Annotated in this window: 15 protein-coding genes and 1 pseudogene; 12 read left to right on the forward strand and 4 right to left on the reverse strand. The window is 50.9% G+C overall.

Translation table 11 applies throughout. The features are described from left to right. Positions 1 to 43: 43 nt before the first annotated feature. Both gppA and rhlB read right to left on the reverse strand, forming a co-directional pair. On the reverse strand, positions 44 to 1,561 hold the full coding sequence (gene gppA / locus BGK46_RS13915; protein WP_069590217.1) for a guanosine-5'-triphosphate,3'-diphosphate diphosphatase: 1,518 nt from the start codon (positions 1,559 to 1,561) through the stop codon (positions 44 to 46). Positions 1,562 to 1,591: 30 nt separating this feature from the next. Beyond that, complete coding sequence (rhlB, locus tag BGK46_RS13920; protein WP_069590218.1) at positions 1,592 to 2,884, reverse strand: ATP-dependent RNA helicase RhlB; 1,293 nt, start codon at positions 2,882 to 2,884, stop codon at positions 1,592 to 1,594. Positions 2,885 to 2,996: 112 nt separating this feature from the next. Here rhlB and trxA point away from each other — a divergent pair, with 112 nt between their 5' ends. From trxA to fre, 5 genes and pseudogenes are all read left to right on the forward strand, one after another. After that, the gene (gene trxA / locus BGK46_RS13925; RefSeq protein ID WP_069590219.1) at positions 2,997 to 3,323 is read left to right on the forward strand and encodes a thioredoxin TrxA; all 327 of its coding nucleotides are present in this window, start codon (positions 2,997 to 2,999) and stop codon (positions 3,321 to 3,323) included. Between the two features lie 183 nt (positions 3,324 to 3,506). Beyond that, complete coding sequence (gene rho, locus BGK46_RS13930) at positions 3,507 to 4,772, forward strand: transcription termination factor Rho (RefSeq protein ID WP_069590220.1); 1,266 nt, start codon at positions 3,507 to 3,509, stop codon at positions 4,770 to 4,772. A 188-nt stretch (positions 4,773 to 4,960) separates the two neighbouring features. Next, positions 4,961 to 5,923 (forward strand): hypothetical protein, encoded by a 963-nt coding sequence (locus BGK46_RS13935; protein ID WP_069590221.1) that lies wholly within the window; start codon positions 4,961 to 4,963, stop codon positions 5,921 to 5,923. 74 nt (positions 5,924 to 5,997) lie between these two features. Further along, positions 5,998 to 7,422 (forward strand): annotated as a pseudogene (gene ubiD / locus BGK46_RS13940) (4-hydroxy-3-polyprenylbenzoate decarboxylase); the annotation flags it as partial. Positions 7,423 to 7,580: 158 nt separating this feature from the next. Then, the gene (gene fre, locus BGK46_RS13945) at positions 7,581 to 8,297 is read left to right on the forward strand and encodes an NAD(P)H-flavin reductase (RefSeq protein ID WP_069590225.1); all 717 of its coding nucleotides are present in this window, start codon (positions 7,581 to 7,583) and stop codon (positions 8,295 to 8,297) included. Between the two features lie 87 nt (positions 8,298 to 8,384). Here the strand turns inward: fre and BGK46_RS13950 are convergent, their stop codons facing one another. Together BGK46_RS13950 and BGK46_RS13955 are read right to left on the reverse strand one after the other, a co-directional pair. Continuing rightward, on the reverse strand, positions 8,385 to 9,284 hold the full coding sequence (locus BGK46_RS13950; protein ID WP_069590226.1) for a carboxylate/amino acid/amine transporter: 900 nt from the start codon (positions 9,282 to 9,284) through the stop codon (positions 8,385 to 8,387). Positions 9,285 to 9,425: 141 nt separating this feature from the next. Beyond that, positions 9,426 to 9,851 carry a universal stress protein gene (locus BGK46_RS13955; RefSeq protein WP_069590228.1) on the reverse strand — a complete coding sequence of 142 codons (426 nt, stop codon included), beginning with the start codon at positions 9,849 to 9,851 and terminating at the stop codon, positions 9,426 to 9,428. A gap of 221 nt (positions 9,852 to 10,072) precedes the next feature. On the opposite strand from BGK46_RS13955, the gene ftnA reads away from it, so the two are divergent. The 7 genes from ftnA to BGK46_RS13990 all read left to right on the forward strand — a co-directional run bounded on the left by ftnA (position 10,073) and on the right by BGK46_RS13990 (position 18,477). Then, positions 10,073 to 10,603 carry a non-heme ferritin gene (ftnA, locus tag BGK46_RS13960; RefSeq protein ID WP_069590230.1) on the forward strand — a complete coding sequence of 177 codons (531 nt, stop codon included), beginning with the start codon at positions 10,073 to 10,075 and terminating at the stop codon, positions 10,601 to 10,603. 50 nt (positions 10,604 to 10,653) lie between these two features. Next, positions 10,654 to 11,001 (forward strand): hypothetical protein, encoded by a 348-nt coding sequence (locus BGK46_RS13965; protein WP_069590232.1) that lies wholly within the window; start codon positions 10,654 to 10,656, stop codon positions 10,999 to 11,001. 95 nt (positions 11,002 to 11,096) lie between these two features. Next, the gene (locus BGK46_RS13970; protein WP_139130790.1) at positions 11,097 to 12,218 is read left to right on the forward strand and encodes a mechanosensitive ion channel family protein; all 1,122 of its coding nucleotides are present in this window, start codon (positions 11,097 to 11,099) and stop codon (positions 12,216 to 12,218) included. 76 nt (positions 12,219 to 12,294) lie between these two features. Continuing rightward, positions 12,295 to 13,479 carry an NAD(P)/FAD-dependent oxidoreductase gene (locus tag BGK46_RS13975; protein WP_069590234.1) on the forward strand — a complete coding sequence of 395 codons (1,185 nt, stop codon included), beginning with the start codon at positions 12,295 to 12,297 and terminating at the stop codon, positions 13,477 to 13,479. A 133-nt stretch (positions 13,480 to 13,612) separates the two neighbouring features. Continuing rightward, positions 13,613 to 14,263 (forward strand): hypothetical protein, encoded by a 651-nt coding sequence (locus BGK46_RS13980; RefSeq protein WP_069590236.1) that lies wholly within the window; start codon positions 13,613 to 13,615, stop codon positions 14,261 to 14,263. A gap of 841 nt (positions 14,264 to 15,104) precedes the next feature. Beyond that, on the forward strand, positions 15,105 to 15,992 hold the full coding sequence (locus BGK46_RS13985) for an EamA family transporter (protein WP_069590238.1): 888 nt from the start codon (positions 15,105 to 15,107) through the stop codon (positions 15,990 to 15,992). 604 nt (positions 15,993 to 16,596) lie between these two features. Further along, positions 16,597 to 18,477, forward strand: a complete 1,881-nt coding sequence (locus BGK46_RS13990; RefSeq protein ID WP_069590240.1) for a methyl-accepting chemotaxis protein — start codon at positions 16,597 to 16,599, stop codon at positions 18,475 to 18,477. Positions 18,478 to 18,514 lie beyond the last annotated feature (37 nt).

The raw sequence follows: 18,514 nt of genomic DNA on the forward strand, positions 1-18,514 counted from the left end.
CCTCACCCTACTCGATGTGCTCAACGGGATGGGTGAGTGCGATTTAGACACCGCCATCGGCGTGAGTGATCACGACCAGCGGTTGACCAAGGCTGGATTGACGTAAGGCTTCTTGCTCCAGCTCGGCACTCAGCAATGGGCTGGTATCCAGCAACGTGGTGTCTAAGGTTAAGGTGAGCGCATCACCGTCTGCACAAAGGCGACTGAGTGGCCGTACGCGGCTGTCTCGGCGGTGGCACAAAATCACCGCCAAACGCAGCAAACGCAGGAGGCGATTGGCACTTTGCGCTGACAAAGCATGTTGGCCATCAATGCGAACCAGTTGCTCACGGTAGTAGCGAAGCAAGGTGGCAATCAGCTGCTTTTGGGCGCGCGTAAAGCCGGGTAAGTCGAGATGGGTGATCAAATAGGCCGCATGGTCGCCGTCTTGTTTAAAGCCAATGCTTAAGCCAATTTCGTGCACACAGGCTGCGGCATGAAGCAAGCTACTGGCGTGGGGCTCTGGCACCCAGTCAGGCGGGCATTGGTGAAGTAAATCCAACGCCGTTTGTGCCACCGCCATGCCATGCGCTTCATCGAGCTGATAGCGAGATTGAATACTGGCGATGGTGCGCGCGCGTATATCGCTGTGGCGCATTGCGGTCATCATTTCATACACCAGACCTTCACGGAGTGCGCCGCCAGCCAGTGTCATGCTGGTGACATCCAAGCATTCAAAAATGGCGATCAGTATCGATAAGCCGCTTGGGAAAACCAAGGCGCGTTCAAGCGTGAGGCCGTCAATGTCGAGTGCATCCATTTGCCCGCACGCAATGGCTTGGTCGCGCAAACGATGGAGTTTTTCCAGCGTGATGACTTCGTCCATGCCTTGCGTGACCATGATTTCTTGCAAGGCTTGCACTGTTCCGCTGGCGCCTACGCAACAATCCCACCCGAGGGCGCGATAGGCGGCCATATGAGGCGCTAATTCCGCTTTAGCTCCGGCAATTGCGGCATCGAACGCCGCTTGATTGAGGACACGGTCGGCAAAGTAGTCTTCAAGGAAGGTCACGCAGCCCATATTAAGGCTTTGCAGTAGCGCGGGCTCAAATTGTTGGCCAATGATCAGCTCGGTGCTGGCCCCACCAATATCTACCACCAAGCGTTTTCCTGGGCCGCCCGAGGTGTGGGCTACCCCTTGGTAGATGGTGCGCGCTTCTTCTTCACCAGAGATGATCTCGATGTTGTGGCCTAATAGTTGGTTTGCTTTGGCGAGAAACGCATCAGCGTTCGAGGCTCGGCGTAATGCGGCCGTCGCCACCACCCGAATATGATCGGCTTCAAAGTCTTGCAAGCGCTCAGCGAAAAGCGCGAGGCATTCCCAACCGCGCTGCATGGCTTCATCACTGAGCTGGCGTTGTGCGTTCATTCCCGCCGCTAGGCGGACTTTGCGCTTAATTTTGGCCAGTGTTTGCACACTGCCAGCCACTTGACGCACAACCAGCATGTGAAAGCTGTTAGAGCCTAAATCAATCGCCGCATAAAGCGACGATGTGTGAGCGGTGGTTCCATCACGACGCATGGCGCGACCTTACCTCATAACTGCCGAATGTTATGCCGACTTTTGTGGGCGTCGACGTTGACGGTTGCGGTTGTTGCCGCTGTTGTTTTTGCCAGTATTACGACGACTGTTCACCTGGCGTTTGGCTATCTTTTTCGGGGCCGGTAAATCCGTGAGCAGTGCGCTGCGATCAAATTCGCTGACCGGAATACTGTGTTCAATGTATTCCTCAATGGCGGGCAAATTGATGGCGTATTCTTCACAGGCAAAGCTGATGGAGCTACCACTGGCACCAGCACGACCAGTACGACCAATGCGGTGAACATAGTCTTCGGCATCATCGGGCAAGTCGTAGTTAAACACGTGGGTGACTTGCGGAATATGCAACCCGCGCGCAGCGACATCGGTGGCCACCAACAAATCAATCTCACCTTTGGTGAATTGCTCGAGGATTTTCACCCGCTTTTTCTGCGGAACGTCACCAGTCAGTAGACCAACGCGATGATCGTCTGCCGCAAGGTGGGCCCAAATTGACTCGCAGCGATGCTTGGTGTTAGCAAAAATGATCGCGCGCTCCGGCCAGTCTTCTTCGATCAAGGTTTGCAGCAAGGGCATTTTTTCGTTGTTAGAAGGCTGGAAAAGCTCTTCTTTAATGCGATGGCCGGTTTTTTGTTCTGGCTCGATCACCACATGCTCAGGATTGGTCATGTGCTCGAAGGCCAGTTCTTGAACGCGATAAGACAAGGTGGCAGAAAACAACATGTTCAAGCGCTTGTTAGCCGCAGGCATACGGTTAAACAAGAAGCGAATGTCTTTGATAAAGCCTAAATCGAACATGCGATCCGCTTCATCCAACACCACTGCCTGAATGCCATGTAAATCAATCACTTTCTTCTTGTAGAAGTCGATGATACGGCCGCAGGTGCCGATTAAAATATCAACGCCTTGCTCAAGTGTTTGTTGCTGTTTGTCATAGCCTTCGCCACCATAGGCAAGCCCTGCGGTGATCGAAGTATGCGCAAGTAATGGTTCCGCATCGTTATAGATCTGAATGGCCAATTCGCGCGTAGGAGCTAGTATGATTGCCCGTGGTTGGTTAGTTTTCCGTGACGCTGGTGCGTCAGTGGTTAACAAGTGATGAAACGTCGCAGCCAGAAACGCCAGGGTTTTGCCTGTCCCCGTTTGCGCCTGTCCTGCAATGTCTTGGCCGGTGAGCAGGACCGGCAATGCCTTTGCTTGGATAGGCGTACATTGGGTGAACCCTTTGGCCTCCAAGCTCTTGAGAACATCGGCGTGCAAGCCGAGCTCGGCAAATTTCTGCTCTGTGATATGCGTCATTTTCATCCGGATAGAATATCAGCTTAGGCTTGCAATACGGAAGCGAATCCAGTCAAATAGTGCCATTATTTACTGGTCGCAATTTAGCCAGTAACAAAAACATGTATTGGAGTAGAAGATGAGCGACAAAATTTTGCAGCTAACCGACGACAGCTTTGACGCAGACGTTTTAAATGCTGCAGGACCTGTACTGGTTGATTTTTGGGCAGAATGGTGTGGGCCATGTAAAATGATCGCGCCAATCCTGGACGAAATCGCCGACGAGTACGAAGGTAAAGTCACCATCGGAAAACTGAACATTGACCAGAACGCAGGTACACCGCCTAAGTTCGGCATCCGTGGTATCCCGACATTGCTGCTATTTAAAGATGGCGGCGTGGCAGCAACTAAGGTTGGTGCATTGTCAAAAACTCAGTTGAAAGAGTTCCTTGACGCTAACCTATAATGTTAAGACGGCCGCCACTGCCTCCCAGTGGCGGTTGTTTTTCTGTCAACTAGACGATACCCCATTTTGGTGCTACCTTATTGCACGGAAATTGTACTTCTGTTCATCTCTCGAACATGCCACTGGTCTCGACACGCTAACTAATTTCAGACCTCAACTTTGACAAACAAGACACTCACCACTATGAATCTTACCGAACTGAAGACTCAACCCGTCTCGACGCTGGTTGCGCTTGGCGAAAGCATGGGACTCGAAAACCTAGCTCGCTTGCGTAAACAGGACATCATTTTCTCGATCCTCAAACAGCACGCAAAAAGCGGTGAAGACATTTTCGGCAATGGCGTGCTGGAAATTCTTCAAGACGGGTTTGGCTTCCTGCGTAGCGCAGACAGCTCGTATTTGGCCGGCCCTGATGACATCTATGTGTCGCCAAGCCAAATTCGTCGCTTTAACTTGCGCACAGGCGATACCATCGCGGGTAAAATTCGTCCCCCTAAAGACGGCGAGCGCTACTTCGCGCTATTGAAAGTTAACCAAGTTAACAGCGACAAACCAGACAACGCCCGCAGTAAAATCCTCTTCGAAAACTTAACCCCTTTGCACGCCAGCGAACGTATGGTGATGGAGCGCGGAAACGGCTCGACAGAAGACATCACTGCCCGTGTGCTCGACTTAGCCTCGCCAATCGGTAAAGGTCAACGTGGTTTGATTGTTGCGCCGCCAAAAGCGGGTAAAACCATGCTGCTGCAAAACATCGCGCAAAGTATCGCTTACAACCACCCAGAATGTGAGTTGATGGTGCTGTTGATCGATGAGCGTCCGGAAGAAGTGACCGAGATGCAGCGCTTGGTGAAAGGGGAAGTGGTGGCATCGACCTTCGATGAGCCAGCAAGCCGTCACGTACAAGTGGCCGAAATGGTAATTGAAAAAGCCAAGCGTTTGGTCGAACACAAAAAAGACGTGGTGATCCTGCTGGACTCGATTACTCGTCTGGCGCGTGCTTACAACACAGTTGTACCGTCTTCCGGTAAAGTATTGACTGGTGGTGTCGACGCCAACGCCTTGCACCGTCCTAAGCGCTTCTTTGGTGCGGCCCGTAACGTGGAAGAAGGTGGTAGCTTGACCATTATCGCGACTGCGCTGGTGGATACAGGCTCGAAGATGGACGAAGTCATCTACGAAGAATTTAAAGGGACAGGTAACATGGAATTGCACCTGTCACGCAAGATTGCCGAGAAGCGTGTCTTCCCAGCCATCGACTTCACGCGCTCTGGCACCCGTCGCGAAGAGTTGCTGACCAAAGCGGATGAACTACAGAAGATGTGGATCCTGCGTAAGATTGTCCACCCAATGGGGGAAATCGAAGGCATGGAGTTCTTGATTGATAAGCTGGCCATGTCGAAGACCAATGATGAGTTCTTTGACGCCATGCGACGTCAAAACTCCTGATCCGGATCGTAATTGTGAAAAGCACTGTCTGCGGGCAGTGCTTTTTTATTGCCTATTGAACGCTGACTTCGCACAATGGTCTCACCTTACATGGATGTAGCTGGATTGCTACAAGTGGTACAGGATTGCAACGGATGGCAAGATGTTTTCGCGTGTTAGTGCTGATAGCATGCCTAGTCGTAGGCACAATGCCCAGCCGCGCAGCGGTCACGGAGGCGTCAACGCCGAGCGGACAAATCGTGACGCAGGCGTTTATTGATGGCTTATTAGAGACGCCTTCTACCCAGCAAGCCATGGCGATCGCGTTTCAGCGACAAATGGCTGATGATATTGACGGATTGCGTGCTCACCTACAAAGCCTGTCGCCGTTGATCCAAGAGGCGACCTTGTACCGACTCCTTTCCACACCCACACGTTTGGATAACCCCGATTGGCGCACTTTCTTGCGCGATCTTAGTCACCAGCAACCGCATTTTTTATTACGTCATCAGCAAGACGGCTATTGGGTTACCACCCCCGCTTTCCACTATGCGGCCGCGGCACGTCAGCAATTAAACCGTTATCAGCACGAGCAACTGACCCAAGAGCTCGGCATGTTATTAAGCTATCGCCAGTTGGTGATTGCTGATTGGGTGAAACCTGACGGCGCAGATTATGCGCGGCGCCGTGATGCCTTGGTAGCGATGATTGGTGACTATGAGGCCAATGGTTTGGCCTATTTGGCCGAGCAATACCTGCATGACCCACGATTACTCTGGCTGCCTGACAACGCGATCTTGGCGGTGCTTGCTGAGAAAACGCAGCATCCGGAACTGTACGCCCGATTATGGCGTCGAGGCACGGATGCGTATAGTTTAGAGGCCTTACATGCCTTGAAAGGACAGGTGAGTGATAGCTTTTCGGTGAGCCAAATGATGGCAGCGGCGAGAAATCCCTCTTTGCGCGACACTGCGATTCGCCAGCTTGCCAGCTTGTCACCGTTGCCAGCGCCGGTTGCTGATTTTCTCGTGGCACAGTTGTCATTGCGCCAAGGTGATCAGGTGGCGCAATTGCTCGTCGAGGCGGGTAAAGGGGAATGGCTAACCGGCTTACAAGCCGAGTTGGGTCCGCTAGGCCGTCAGCACGTTGCATCTGCGTTGTCGTCGCGCTAATGTCACCGCTTCACCGATCCGGATACCGGTTTGCTTGGTATCATTAAGGCGTTTATTAACCCGTTGAGCCTGATATGAAATTTTCCGATCTGCGCGATTTTATCGATTATCTTGAAACCCAAGGCGAGCTCAAACGCATCGCCCAACCGGTGGACCCTGATCAGGAGATCACCGAGATATGCGACCGTACCCTGCGAGCGGGCGGTCCGGCGTTATTGTTCGAAAACCCGATTGGCTATGAGATGCCCGTGCTTGCCAACCTCTTTGGAACCCCAAAACGCGTTGCGATGGGCATGGGGCGTGAGGATGTGCTTGAGCTGCGAGAGGTGGGTAAACTGCTTGCCTACTTGAAAGAACCTGAGCCGCCCAAAGGCTTTCGAGATGCGCTCGATAAACTGCCGGTGTTTCGTCAAGTGCTCAACATGCCAGCGAAAACCGTGCGGCGTCCGCGTTGCCAAGAGGTGGTGCTGAGCGGCGATGAGGTTGATCTGGATAAAATTCCGGTGATGCGCTGCTGGCCTGGTGATGTGGCACCCTTGCTGACTTGGGGGCTGACCATTACCCGCGGACCCAACAAAAAGCGACAAAACCTGGGCATTTATCGTCAGCAAAAAATCGGCAAAAACAAAGTGATCATGCGTTGGTTGGCTCATCGCGGCGGCGCGTTAGACTTGCATGATTGGATGCAAACCCATCCTAATGAACCGTTTCCGGTGACCGTGGCTTATGGCGCTGACCCTGCCACCATTCTCGGGGCAGTGACACCGGTGCCTGATACCTTATCGGAATACGCGTTTGCTGGCTTATTGCGCGGCAGTAAAACCGAAGTGGCTAAGTGTATCAGCAACGATTTGGATGTGCCGGCCAGTGCGGAAATCGTGATGGAAGGCTATATCGATCCCAATGAATACGCGGATGAAGGGCCGTATGGCGATCATACCGGTTATTACAATGAGGTTGAGCGTCACCATGTGTTCACTGTGACGCACCTGACCATGCGCAAAAAACCGATTTACCATAGCACCTATACGGGGCGTCCACCGGATGAACCTGCCGTTTTAGGCGTGGCACTTAACGAAGTGTTTGTGCCGATTTTGCAAAAGCAGTTCCCAGAGATTGTCGATTTCTACCTACCGCCTGAAGGCTGCTCATATCGCATGGCGGTAGTCACCATGAAAAAACAATACCCCGGTCATGCCAAGCGGGTGATGATGGGCGTGTGGTCGTTCTTGCGTCAGTTTATGTACACCAAGTTTGTGATAGTGTGTGACGATGACGTCAACGCACGTGATTGGAATGACGTCATTTGGGCGATTACCACGCGTATGGATCCCGCGCGCGATACCGTGATGGTGGAAAATACCCCTATCGACTCGCTCGACTTTGCTTCGCCTGTGGTGGGGCTGGGCTCGAAAATGGGCCTCGATGCCACCAACAAATGGCAAGGGGAAACCGATCGCGAGTGGGGCACGCCCATTGCCAAAGACCCAAACGTGGTTGCGCGCATCGACGCGATTTGGGATGAATTAGGGATCTTAGACTAATCCTATTGGAATGCGCTAGCATTCACCGTTAACGATAAAAACACAGCCCAAGGCGGTAGTGATGCCGCCTCTTATAACCTCATCGGCTGTAGCAAAACGAACAGAGGAACAGAATGTCGATACTATGTGAAGTGACAGCCGTTGAGCCGTTGGCGTGTCACACCTACCGCATTGTCCTGAAGCCGCAGCAAGCGGTGCGTTATCAGCCAGGGCAATACGTGATGGCGGTGATGGGCGAGAAAGATAAGCGCCCGTTTTCGCTGGCAAGTAGCCCTTGTCGTCAAAATGGCGGTGAACTCGAGCTGCACGTTGGTGCGGCGGACGAGAATCCGTTTGCGTTAGAAGTGGTTGAGAAAGCCAAAGCCGTACTAGAAAGCGGTGAAGCGGGCTTTGAAATTACTGAGCCTGCCGGTGATGCTTGGCTGCGAGAGAGCGATCGTCCCTTGCTACTGATTGCTGGCGGGACCGGTTTTTCTTACGTGCGCAGCATGGTCGATCACTGTATTAGCCAGAAGATACAGTCGCCGATCTTTATTTATTGGGGCGCCCGTACCCCTTGTCAGCTTTATGCCCATGACGAGATGCAAGCATTGGCGGAACAGCATCCGCACATTACCTTTATGCCTGTCGTGGAGCAAGCTGAAGGCGAGTGGCGCGGTAAAGTGGGCAATGTGTTAGAAGCGGTGATGGAAGATTTTGTCAGCCTTGGCGCTTATGACATTTATATCGCGGGCCGTTTTGAAATGGCAGGTGTGGCACGCGACATGTTCTGTAAAGAGCGCGGTGTGAGTCGTGATCATCTCTACTCAGACGCGTTTGCCTTTATCTGATTGAGCCTTCTTTATCGGCTAAGTAAACAGGCAGGGATTTCCCTGCCTGTTTTGTACTTGAGAGACCGAGGTCTTGGGACGGCCTACCTACCGCTGGGCGGCACTTCGCTGGGCGGCACCCCGCTGGGCCTCGACGCGGCGCTTTACCCACGCTTGGTTAAACCACAGCGCGGCTAAAATCAGTATCCCACCGCTGAGTAGCGGCAGAAGATCCGCATCGCGGTTCCAAATCAGCACGTTCACCACAATTCCGGCTGGGATAAGCGCATTGTTCATCACCGCGAGTGCCCCCGAGTTGACCTGCGTAGCGCCTTTGTTCCAAAAGAAATAGCCCAGCCCTGACGCGATAGTGCCTAGATAAATTAATACACCCCACTGGGTTGGTGTAGCAGGCAGTTTGTCGCTGTTGCCCAACAGTGCGAAAGCCAGCACGCCCACCACTAAGGCGCCAAGATAAAACCAACCAAACACCGCGTGTTGGGGAAGGGGCGTTTGTTCCTTCTCAATCAGGTATTTGTAACCGACTTGGCCAATCGCAAAGCAAAGGTTCGCTCCTTGAACCACTAAAAAGCCGACCAGAAAGTCTGGATTGACGGTGGCGTAGCGGATCACCACGGCGCCGAGCACCGCTATCGCGGCGGTGACCAGATACCAAGCGCTAAACTGACGCTTCAAGGCATCGTAAATCAAGGTGACGTAAAGCGGGGTAAAGACGGTAAACAGCAGCACTTCTGGCACTGACAAGAATAGGAAAGACTGATAGAAGAAGCAGTACATGATGCCGAGCTGACATGCCCCGACCAGCATCAGTTGAGCGGCAAAGGTCGGCCTTACTTGGCGAGGACGCAAGAAGGGTAAAAAAACCAACCCAGCGAGTACAATCCGCATCAGGACTGCGAAATAACTGTCCACTTGGCCGGCGAGATACACCCCAATCAAACTAAATGAAAAGGCCCACAGCAGTGTGACCCCGCTAAGATACCCCATGACTCGGTTCCTTCGATATTGTAAATAAAAAGGCAGTGTACCGTTTCATCACGGGGACGCAATTGGTTCGCTGAACACAGTGCAATAAGGTCCAAAAGAAGGCGGAGTGACCGCCTTCATTGCCCTGTGTGACGCCAGAGATTAGTCGCGGATCGGCACCATCAACAGATCGACCGGTGTTTTGTTGATAAGTTGCTTGGTCGATGAGAGCAGTGAGCTCCAAAAGTCTTGGTGATGGCCAACGACAACCAAATCAATTCCCATGTTTTGAATCGATTCTGTAATCTCTTCAGCAAGGTCGCCGCTGCTAACCAAGGTATGAGTCACTGGCACCTGTGCGTTGCCCGCCAGTTGATTCAGTTTGTGCTGAGCTTCTTCAATGACGCGGTTACGCGATTCGACCAAATTAATATCGATAAGTCCGGTATAAAGCTCGGCGTAATTCACATCGATGTGGACCAGCGATAATTTCGCGCCGACAGCTTGGGCAAGAGAATCGGCTTTGGCAACCAAACGTTCGCTGTCTTCCGACAAATCAACAGCAACCAAAATATGCTTATATGACATAGAGTTATCCTTTTTATGTGAGGTTGTCATCGCAGTCTAGCGAGCTTGCGTATTAAAAACAGTCACTGCGATCGCATTCCGATTAAGAATTCGACAATGATGTTTGTCATAAATTCGGCAGATGACTCGGCACCACACACGTTTGTCGGCGATATCCGCTTGAAAAGGGACGTGCTGCTGGTCAGAATGACAGCTAACCCCAAATAAAGAGGACGTTTTATATGTTAGCACCCGCCATGGTTGACAGGCTCAATGAGCAGATCAATTTGGAGTTTTTCTCATCAAATCTATACTTACAAATGAGTGCTTGGTGTGAAGACAAAGGATTTGAAGGCGCTGCGCGATTCCTCCATAAGCACGCGCAGGAAGAAATGCAGCATATGCAGCGTCTTTTCACCTACGTGAGCGAGACTGGTGCGATGCCTATTTTGGGCTCAATCGACGCACCGCGCCACGAGTTCGCATCATTGGGCGAAGTGTTCCGTGAAACCTATCAACACGAGCGTTTAATCACGGAAAAGATCAATAGCCTAGCGCACGTTGCGTTTACGACTCAGGATTACTCGACCTTTAATTTCCTGCAGTGGTACGTGGCTGAGCAGCACGAGGAAGAAAAGCTGTTTAAAGGCATACTCGATAAGATCGAGTTGGTGGGCGAAGATGGCAAAGCCTTGTTCTTTATTGATAAAGACTTGTCTGCCATGGCTCAAGAGGACTCATCGTCAGTGATGGACGGCACCGCAGGGCTGTAAGTTTATCTTTCTCCCTCGGCCGCCTCACTGGGTTGCGGAGGGAGATGTATATGAACGGTGATATCCTAATTGTGGCAGTGTTTACCGTCACATTGGTTAATTTTGCGCGCTACTTGTCTTCACTACGCGCACTGGTTGTGATGTTACGCGACGCCAATCCATTGCTTTATCAGCAAATTTGTCGTGGAGATAACAACTTTTTCTCACTCTCACCCCAAGGCGATATTTCTCGTCAAAAGCGCCTGTACCAGTACATTCGTAGCCAAGAGTACTTGCACCATCATGACGAGCTGTTTGTGGGTAAGTGCAATAAAGTTCGTCACCTGTTTATGCTCAATGTGGCATTGTCCGGTGCCTTGCTCGCGACCTTTTTTCTTGTCGCTTTTGCGGGCTGGTAAGCGAACGCTCTCATATCCAACAAAATGCTGACTCAGGTCAGCATTTTTTTTGTTAGGCTGACAACATTCTGAGAAAACCGTCTGTTGAGGAAAGCATGCAAAGCCTAATTGACTGGTGGCAGACCCTACATCAAGCCGCCGCGTGGGAATGGATTTCCGATGTGGTCACTTTAACTGGTTTTAGTGCTATCGCGTGGGCGATTTGGCATGTACTGGTGGGGCGACTTAAAGCGCTGGCGGAAAAGACCATTACCCGCTGGGACGATATTATTTGGCCGGCTATCGATACACCGCTAAGTACGCTGATTTGGCTATGGCCTGCCTCGCACTCCATTGAAATTATCATTGATAATACCGCTGGCGATGTCTCGCTCAGTTGGCTCACCTTGGTGCAAGACTTGGTGGTGGTGTGGGTGGTCATTTGGATTTTGCTGCGCTTGGTCAATAGTGGTGAAGAAGTCATGATTGAAACCGGCAATCGTGATCACACCACCATCAACACCATGGGCAATGTACTGCGCGCTCTGTTTGTGTGCGTGGGGATTATTTCTTTGCTGCAAAGCCTCGGGGTCAGTGTTTCCGGCCTACTGACCGTTGGTGGGGTCGGGGGTTTAATTGTTGGTTTTGCCGCCAAGGACTTGTTGTCGAACTTTTTTGGTGGGGTGATGATTTACTTTGATCGCCCATTTAAAGTGGGCGACTGGGTACGCTCCCCCGATCGCAACATTGAGGGCACGGTGGAAAAAATTGGTATTCGCATGACGGTGGTACGCACCTTTGATTTGCGCCCTTTATACGTGCCCAACTCGGTATTCAGTAACGTAGTGGTGGAAAACCCCTCGCGGATGCTGAATCGCCGCATTTATGAAACCATCGGACTGCGCTATCAAGACGCCGATAAAATCAGCGCGGTGATTGATGATGTCTATGCCATGCTTGAAGCCCACCCAGACATCGAGACCCGACAAACCTTGATTGTGAACTTCAACAGCTTTGGGCCACACTCGCTCGATTTCTTTATTTACACCTTCACCAAAACGGTGAACTGGCAACGTTATCACCGCGTGAAGCAGGACGTACTACTGCAAGTGATTGGTATTATTCATCGGCACGGTGCGGATATTGCCTTCCCAACCCGTACGTTACATATGGACCCCGGTATGATTGAGCAACACGCAGGTGCCATGGTGCCACCGCCTGAAGCGCGGGCGCGTTAAATCGCGCTTGCCGCTCACGTGCGGGCTGCTACAATGCCGCTCCCACAGGGTGAGCAGAGAATAAACAGGTAAGCGTGTGACTGAGTATGATGTAATTGTGATTGGCGCCGGTGCCGCCGGATTGATGTGTGCGGCACAAGCTGGCCAACGTGGTCGCCGTGTTTTGGTGGTGGACCATGCCAAAAAGCCGGGCCGCAAGATCCTGATCTCAGGCGGCGGACGCTGCAATTTCACTAACTATGATGTCACCGCGAATAACTTCCTGTGTGAAAACCCGCACTTCGTCAAATCCGCATTGGCGCAATACAGCCAATGGGACTTTATTGGTCTGGTGGCCACCCATGGCGTGGCCTATCACGAGCGAGACCATGGCCAGTTGTTTTGTGATGACAGCGCCAAAGATATCGTCAACCTGCTGTTGGCCGAATGCGACCAAGCCACCATCAGTCAACGCTATCGCTGTGAAGTGCATGATATCGAGCAAGAAGAAGCTGGCTTTCGCCTTAAACTCAATGGCGAGCCGGTGCGCTGCCAGTCGTTGGTGGTCGCCACGGGCGGTCTTTCCATGCCCAAGCTCGGTGCCACGCCCTTTGGTTACCAGCTTGCCGAACAATTTGGCTTAACGGTGCTACCCACTCGCGCCGCCTTGGTGCCGTATACCTTGCACCAAGAAGACAAAACCCGTTTTGCCGATATTTCTGGGGTGTCGGTGCCGTGTTCGATCACCACCGAGTCTGGCGTTTGCTTTTCCGAGAATCTACTCTTTACCCATCGCGGCTTATCGGGGCCGGCGGTGTTGCAAACCTCCTCGTTTTGGCAGCCGGGTGAAGCGGTCACCATCGATTTACTCCCTAGTGAGTCGCTAAAAGACGTGCTGGTGGCGATGCGTGATAAGCACCCCAACCAAACCTTAAAAACCGCACTGTCTCGCCTATTCCCCAAACGCTTGGTCGAGGTCTTGATTGCGCGCGATAGCTTGCCGGATAAACCGCTCAAGCAGCTCGATGACAAGCAGCTCGATCAACTTCATCACTACTTTCACCAGTGGTCTATTGCGCCAAACGGCACCGAAGGTTACCGCACCGCAGAAGTGACGCTTGGCGGGGTAGATACCCACGCAATTTCCTCGAAAACCCTTGAAGCGCGAGATATCCCCGGCCTGTATTTTATCGGTGAAGTGCTTGATGTCACCGGCTGGCTCGGCGGCTATAACTTCCAATGGGCCTGGAGCTCCGGCTGGGTCGCCGGGCAGCATGTGTAAAAAAACATGCTTGGATGCACATTATCTTACTGAATTTATTGCTTAATCGCTAATCACGTAGAGAATCTGCTGCGGGGTGGATAAAGGATGAAGACTCCCCGTTTTTCCTTAAGTAGAGCCAAGGAGTGGTTGAGTGATTTCTTTTCTAAGCGTGAGAGAGATATGCCGGGGTATATCGAATAAAAACACGCTCTATACGTTTCTATTTGTGCTGCTTCACCAGTCATCGATTGCTTTTTCTATTTTCGCCTCTGTGATGGTTTCAGGCTATATTCTTGAAATTAGTCAATATTATGAAGCATTGAAGCTCTGGGTGTTCCTATATATTGTCGCGATGATTCTTCCCCATATAATCGGCTACTTTTCTGATGTGTATAAAGAAAAGTGGTTGAGTGAATCACTAAGTCGATTTTGGCAATCCGCGACTAAACGCTATCAATCTTGCACTGACAGTCGCACAGTCGACCATACGCTGGGCGTGTACGTTTCTCAGGGAAAGAGTGCGATTTCTGACTTTATTGGCTATGCCTTTTGGGGGATGTCGTCTGGGCTCAACTTCTTCCTGAGTCTGCTAATGATCACCGCTTTTATTGATTGGCGTTTTTTTGTCAGCGTTATGATCAGTGTGCTGCTTATCTTGGGGGTCAATAAACTCATTTCCTCGCATCTGGAAAATAACGCTGTCACCACCCATAAAGCGGGTTCATCACTGACGTCAACGTTATCGACTATCCATGACAATGTACATTCTGGTTCGTCGGTGAATGGGCAATTACGTTTATGAACATAGTTTATCCAAAGAAACCGTATTGGCTAGAAGCCTACACTAGTTCGAAACTTGACCTAGTGTGTTTTTGTTTAGCGAGGTAGCACAATTTTTGGGAACTGCAATATTTTTTGTAAGAAAATATAGACAACGCTGGCCGGATGTGTGAATATAATGTGGTTTTATTGAACGAAAAGTTTCATTTTTGTGTTATGTGCGTTACCAAAGCCGAGGGAGATGGCTTGGTTAGGGCCTTTCATTACTTAGTAAAGTGCAAATGGAAATTGTGCTCTCCACTTCCCTTCTAGTAGTTTGCCTCATCGAATGTTTACATGATCCGGTCAACATTTGGCGGTTACTTTATTACGGCTAAGCCATAAGCAAATACCGCTGTTATTCGCATAGGTGAATTTGGTTCGGGCCGATCATTTGATACGAGCGCGGCCGAGGCCTACCTAATAATAATCATTGACCGAAAAGGGTATAAACTAGCAGCGTAAAATCGATGTTAATTTGAAAGCTGGAAATTGAATAACAGTACGTTAAATAAATTACCTTATTATCAATTATGGAGATGAGTGCTATTTTGGTTCAGCTTCCTTACCAGAATTGGGTCTGTTGAGTTAGTGAGTTAGCAATTAGACTCATTGGGGGAGTTGATGATTAGGAAATAAGAAGTCTCATTTGAGACTCTCTTGGCTTTCGAAAGTCACTGACGAACGACTACGCAATGACATTTGAACCTCATGATATTAGTAACTACTTAATGGAAGAGTGTTAATCATGCTGCAGACGAGAGTGTTGCACTTCGCAGTTGAATCCGCGGCAGGTTTCAACTATTCAACAAGAGGTTACAACGATGAAATTTTCTGATTTGTTGGCAGCTATTCTGGTAACTGCAGTATGGGGTGTCAACTTTAGTGTGATTAAATTGGGACTAAACACTTTAGACCCCTTTGTGCTTGCTGGGCTGCGCTTTTTATTATGTGCAGTACCTACGGTATTTTTTATCCGTAGGCCCGATGTACCAATGAAGACAGTGGCACTTTATGGGGTGATTTTTGGTGTTGGTCTTTGGGGAATGGTGAACCTCGGAGTATTACTAGGTGCTTCGGCGGGAGTCGCATCATTAGTGTTACAGTTTAGTGCTTTTTTGACCATCTTCATGGGGTTGATTTTTTTGAAAGAAAAGATCAGTAAACAACAAATGGTCGGCTTTGCCATGGCATTGGCTGGTCTTGCCTTTATTATTAGCCTGACTGATGGTTCGATAACTTTGTTGGGTTTAGCCGCGGTGTTGTTTGGCGCGTTGAGCTGGAGTTTTGCAAATATTGTACTGAAAAAATCTGGCACAAAGAATGTCTTTGGTTTTTTGGTTTGGTCATGTTTATTTTCGCCGGTGCCACTGTTTGTGATGGGGTATTTCACAACCGGCCCACAAGCCTATGCTAATGTAACAGATAACCTCAACACGATGGCCATTTTCTCTGTTTTGTTCCAAGCTTATCCAACAACGCTTATTGGCTATTGGGTGTGGAATTTTTTGATCAGCAAATATCCAGTTTCTAGTGTTGCTCCGTTATCTTTACTAGTGCCAATCTTTGGTTTTGCTGGTAGCTCGGCGATCTTTAGTGAGGTAATTGGTACTGAGAAAATAATCGCTTGCACTCTCATTTTATCGGGTCTTGTCGTGGCATTATACGGCAATAAGGTTCGTAGCTTATTTAAGCCCTCTGCTACTACCTAGATCTTGCTGTTCTTCTTTTACCTGTCCTCGTGGTTTTGTGGGGACAGGGTCAAGTTCTCTACATCAGGAAAAGAACGCTGTCACCACCCATGAAGCGGGCTTGTAACCCTCCCTAACAAAACTGGTTATTAGAAAATAGCTCGGGTCACTTGATTCTGGATGAATGGGATGCGTTTCTCGACTCAGAGAATACGAAAAAGATAGGTGCGCTGATTGATTCATATGCAGATAGCCGAGTTATTATTGAGGTCCGCCAATAGGCCGCGTTTCTGTCGGTCTTGCGAGGAGTGCTCAATCCTCAGATGTTTGCTTTTGTGTTGTTTGCAATAAACGGCACATCATAAGCAATGATTGGTTTATGTGATCTTGATTCTAAATGTTCTCTAGTTGACTGTTTTTTGTCTAAAAAATGGCAATCTTTCTTGCGCGCTGTTACATTAGCGCGCGCTTGCCATGTCGGATAAAAATTATTCGGCGCTGTGAACCCGCGATGCGCTGGATGGGCTCGCGGTACCCTAGGGACGGGGTGACGGCTGTTCACTATTGCTACCTCGGTTATCGGGGAGTTTGGAATTAACCTGTCGTTGCTTTGAGAGCCGTTCCCATGCAGTTATCACTAAAACAAAAATTAATTGGGGCATGCTTATCTGCTGTTTTGCTGATGGCCGCCTTTCTCACCTGGCTTGCTGTAAGCCAAATTCAAGCCCAAACCCAGTCGAGCATCTATAGCCGCGTCAGTGGTATCGCCGATGCGGCGACCGAATCGATCAGCGGTTGGGTGCAAATCCGTGCTGATATCACCAGTGCCTTTACCGATTACACCAGCAGCAGCCATCGTGTGAGCTATTTACAGCAAGCGCGTGAGGCCGGTGGGTTTGACGATATCTATTATGGTACTCCCCAAGGCGCCATGTATCGCTCGCGCCCAGAGCGCAACCGCGATGATTATGACCCTCGCGCCCGCCCGTGGTACAAGCAAGCCGTGAGCGCAGGTAGCCCGATTATTACCACCGCATACAGTGATGCGATTACCGGTGCGATGCTGGTGACCTTGGCCGAGCCGGTGCGTCGTAATGGCGAATTAATCGGTGTGGTGGGCGCAGATGTGTTGATTGACCAGCTGATCCGTGACGTGACCCAATTAAACGTGGGCAAAAATGCGAACGCGATGCTGCTAGGCGCCGATGGCACCTTCCTCGCCCACAAAGATAAAGCGCGCCTGCTAAAACCGTATCGCAGCTTGTCTCCTGAGCTGAATGAAAACCGCGTGCGTCAGGCGTTGGCACAGCAATCGTTAGTAGAATTGCCTGTCGATGGCGTTGATAAACTGTTTTACTTTGCCTCGGTTCCTAACACCGATTGGGTGCTGGCGATTGAGCTGGATAAGCGCACCGAATACGCCAGCCAGGGTGATGCCTTGTTCGATCTTATACTGACAGCCCTCGTTATCACCTTGCTGGTGGCCGGTGCTGTGACTTGGTTGATGCACGTGTTGTTCCGTGACTTGCTCAATGTGTCCGCTGCGCTAGAAGAAATTGCCTCCGGTGAAGGGGACTTAACCCAGCGCCTTGAGCCACACAGCAATGATGAAATTGGTAAGCTCGCCAACAACTTCAACCGCTTTGTCGGCAACATGCACACCATGGTGTCTCATTTGCGCCAGTTGTCTGGCTCGCTCAAACAACAAGCCGAGCTGACCGCGGCACAAGCGGAAGAGCGCTCCACCCGGATTGGTCATCAGCAAGATGAAATCAATATGGTGGCGACCGCTATCCATGAAATGGCCTCGGCGACCCAAGATATTGCCGGCAATGCCGATAACACCGCGCGCACCGCCCAAGAGACCGAAAGCGTCGCCAACGATGGCGGCCAGCAAGTGGAGCAAAGTAAGCACTCGATCACCGAGCTTGCCCGTGAAGTGGAAGCGGCGACCGGTGTGATTGGTGAGCTGGATCAGCATGCGCACAGCATCACTAGCATCTTGTCGACCATTCAAGAAGTGGCCGAACAAACCAATCTGCTGGCGTTGAATGCCGCGATTGAAGCGGCACGCGCCGGTGAGCATGGCCGTGGTTTTGCGGTAGTGGCTGATGAGGTACGGATATTGAGCCAGCGTACTCATGCTTCAACCACCGAAATTCAGCAGATGATTGATACCTTGCAGCAGGCAACCGGTCGCGCGGTGACCATGATGCAAGATAGCCAGCAACGTGCGCATGCCAGTGTGGACGATGCCAGCGCGGCGAACGAAAGCTTGAGTCAGATTGTCGCGGCGGTGAGCCAGATTAGCGATATGGCTACCCAAATTGCCTCGGCAGCGGAAGAGCAATCGAGCGTCACCGCGGAGATCACCCGTAACTCAGAGGGCATTCGCGATGTGTCCAATGAGCTATCGACCGAAGCGGATGAAGCCGCGCGTCAAGCCGCGACGTTATCCGAGCTTTCTCATAGCCTTGAGCAAGAGATCAGCCGCTTTAAGCTGTAACCCATAAACGACTTAAACGCCGGGCATGGCAGCGCGC

It is taken from the genome of Salinivibrio sp. SS2 (assembly GCF_001722075.1).
GTDB classification, from domain to species: Bacteria; Pseudomonadota; Gammaproteobacteria; order Enterobacterales; family Vibrionaceae; genus Salinivibrio; species Salinivibrio proteolyticus.

Bases quoted from the DNA above. Each gene is read 5' to 3' on its own strand.
- BGK46_RS13935 (WP_069590221.1), top strand. From the start codon at position 4,961: ATGCCCAGCCGCGCAGCGGTCACGGAGGCGTCAACGCCGAGCGGACAA.
- BGK46_RS13990 (WP_069590240.1), top strand. From the start codon at position 16,597: ATGCAGTTATCACTAAAACAAAAATTAATTGGGGCATGCTTATCTGCT.
- BGK46_RS13955 (WP_069590228.1), bottom strand. From the start codon at position 9,851: ATGTCATATAAGCATATTTTGGTTGCTGTTGATTTGTCGGAAGACAGC.
- rho (WP_069590220.1), top strand. From the start codon at position 3,507: ATGAATCTTACCGAACTGAAGACTCAACCCGTCTCGACGCTGGTTGCG.
- BGK46_RS13970 (WP_139130790.1), top strand. From the start codon at position 11,097: ATGCAAAGCCTAATTGACTGGTGGCAGACCCTACATCAAGCCGCCGCG.
- fre (WP_069590225.1), top strand. From the start codon at position 7,581: ATGTCGATACTATGTGAAGTGACAGCCGTTGAGCCGTTGGCGTGTCAC.
- rhlB (WP_069590218.1), bottom strand. From the start codon at position 2,884: ATGAAAATGACGCATATCACAGAGCAGAAATTTGCCGAGCTCGGCTTG.
- ftnA (WP_069590230.1), top strand. From the start codon at position 10,073: ATGTTAGCACCCGCCATGGTTGACAGGCTCAATGAGCAGATCAATTTG.
- gppA (WP_069590217.1), bottom strand. From the start codon at position 1,561: ATGCGTCGTGATGGAACCACCGCTCACACATCGTCGCTTTATGCGGCG.
- trxA (WP_069590219.1), top strand. From the start codon at position 2,997: ATGAGCGACAAAATTTTGCAGCTAACCGACGACAGCTTTGACGCAGAC.
- BGK46_RS13950 (WP_069590226.1), bottom strand. From the start codon at position 9,284: ATGGGGTATCTTAGCGGGGTCACACTGCTGTGGGCCTTTTCATTTAGT.
- BGK46_RS13965 (WP_069590232.1), top strand. From the start codon at position 10,654: ATGAACGGTGATATCCTAATTGTGGCAGTGTTTACCGTCACATTGGTT.
- BGK46_RS13985 (WP_069590238.1), top strand. From the start codon at position 15,105: ATGAAATTTTCTGATTTGTTGGCAGCTATTCTGGTAACTGCAGTATGG.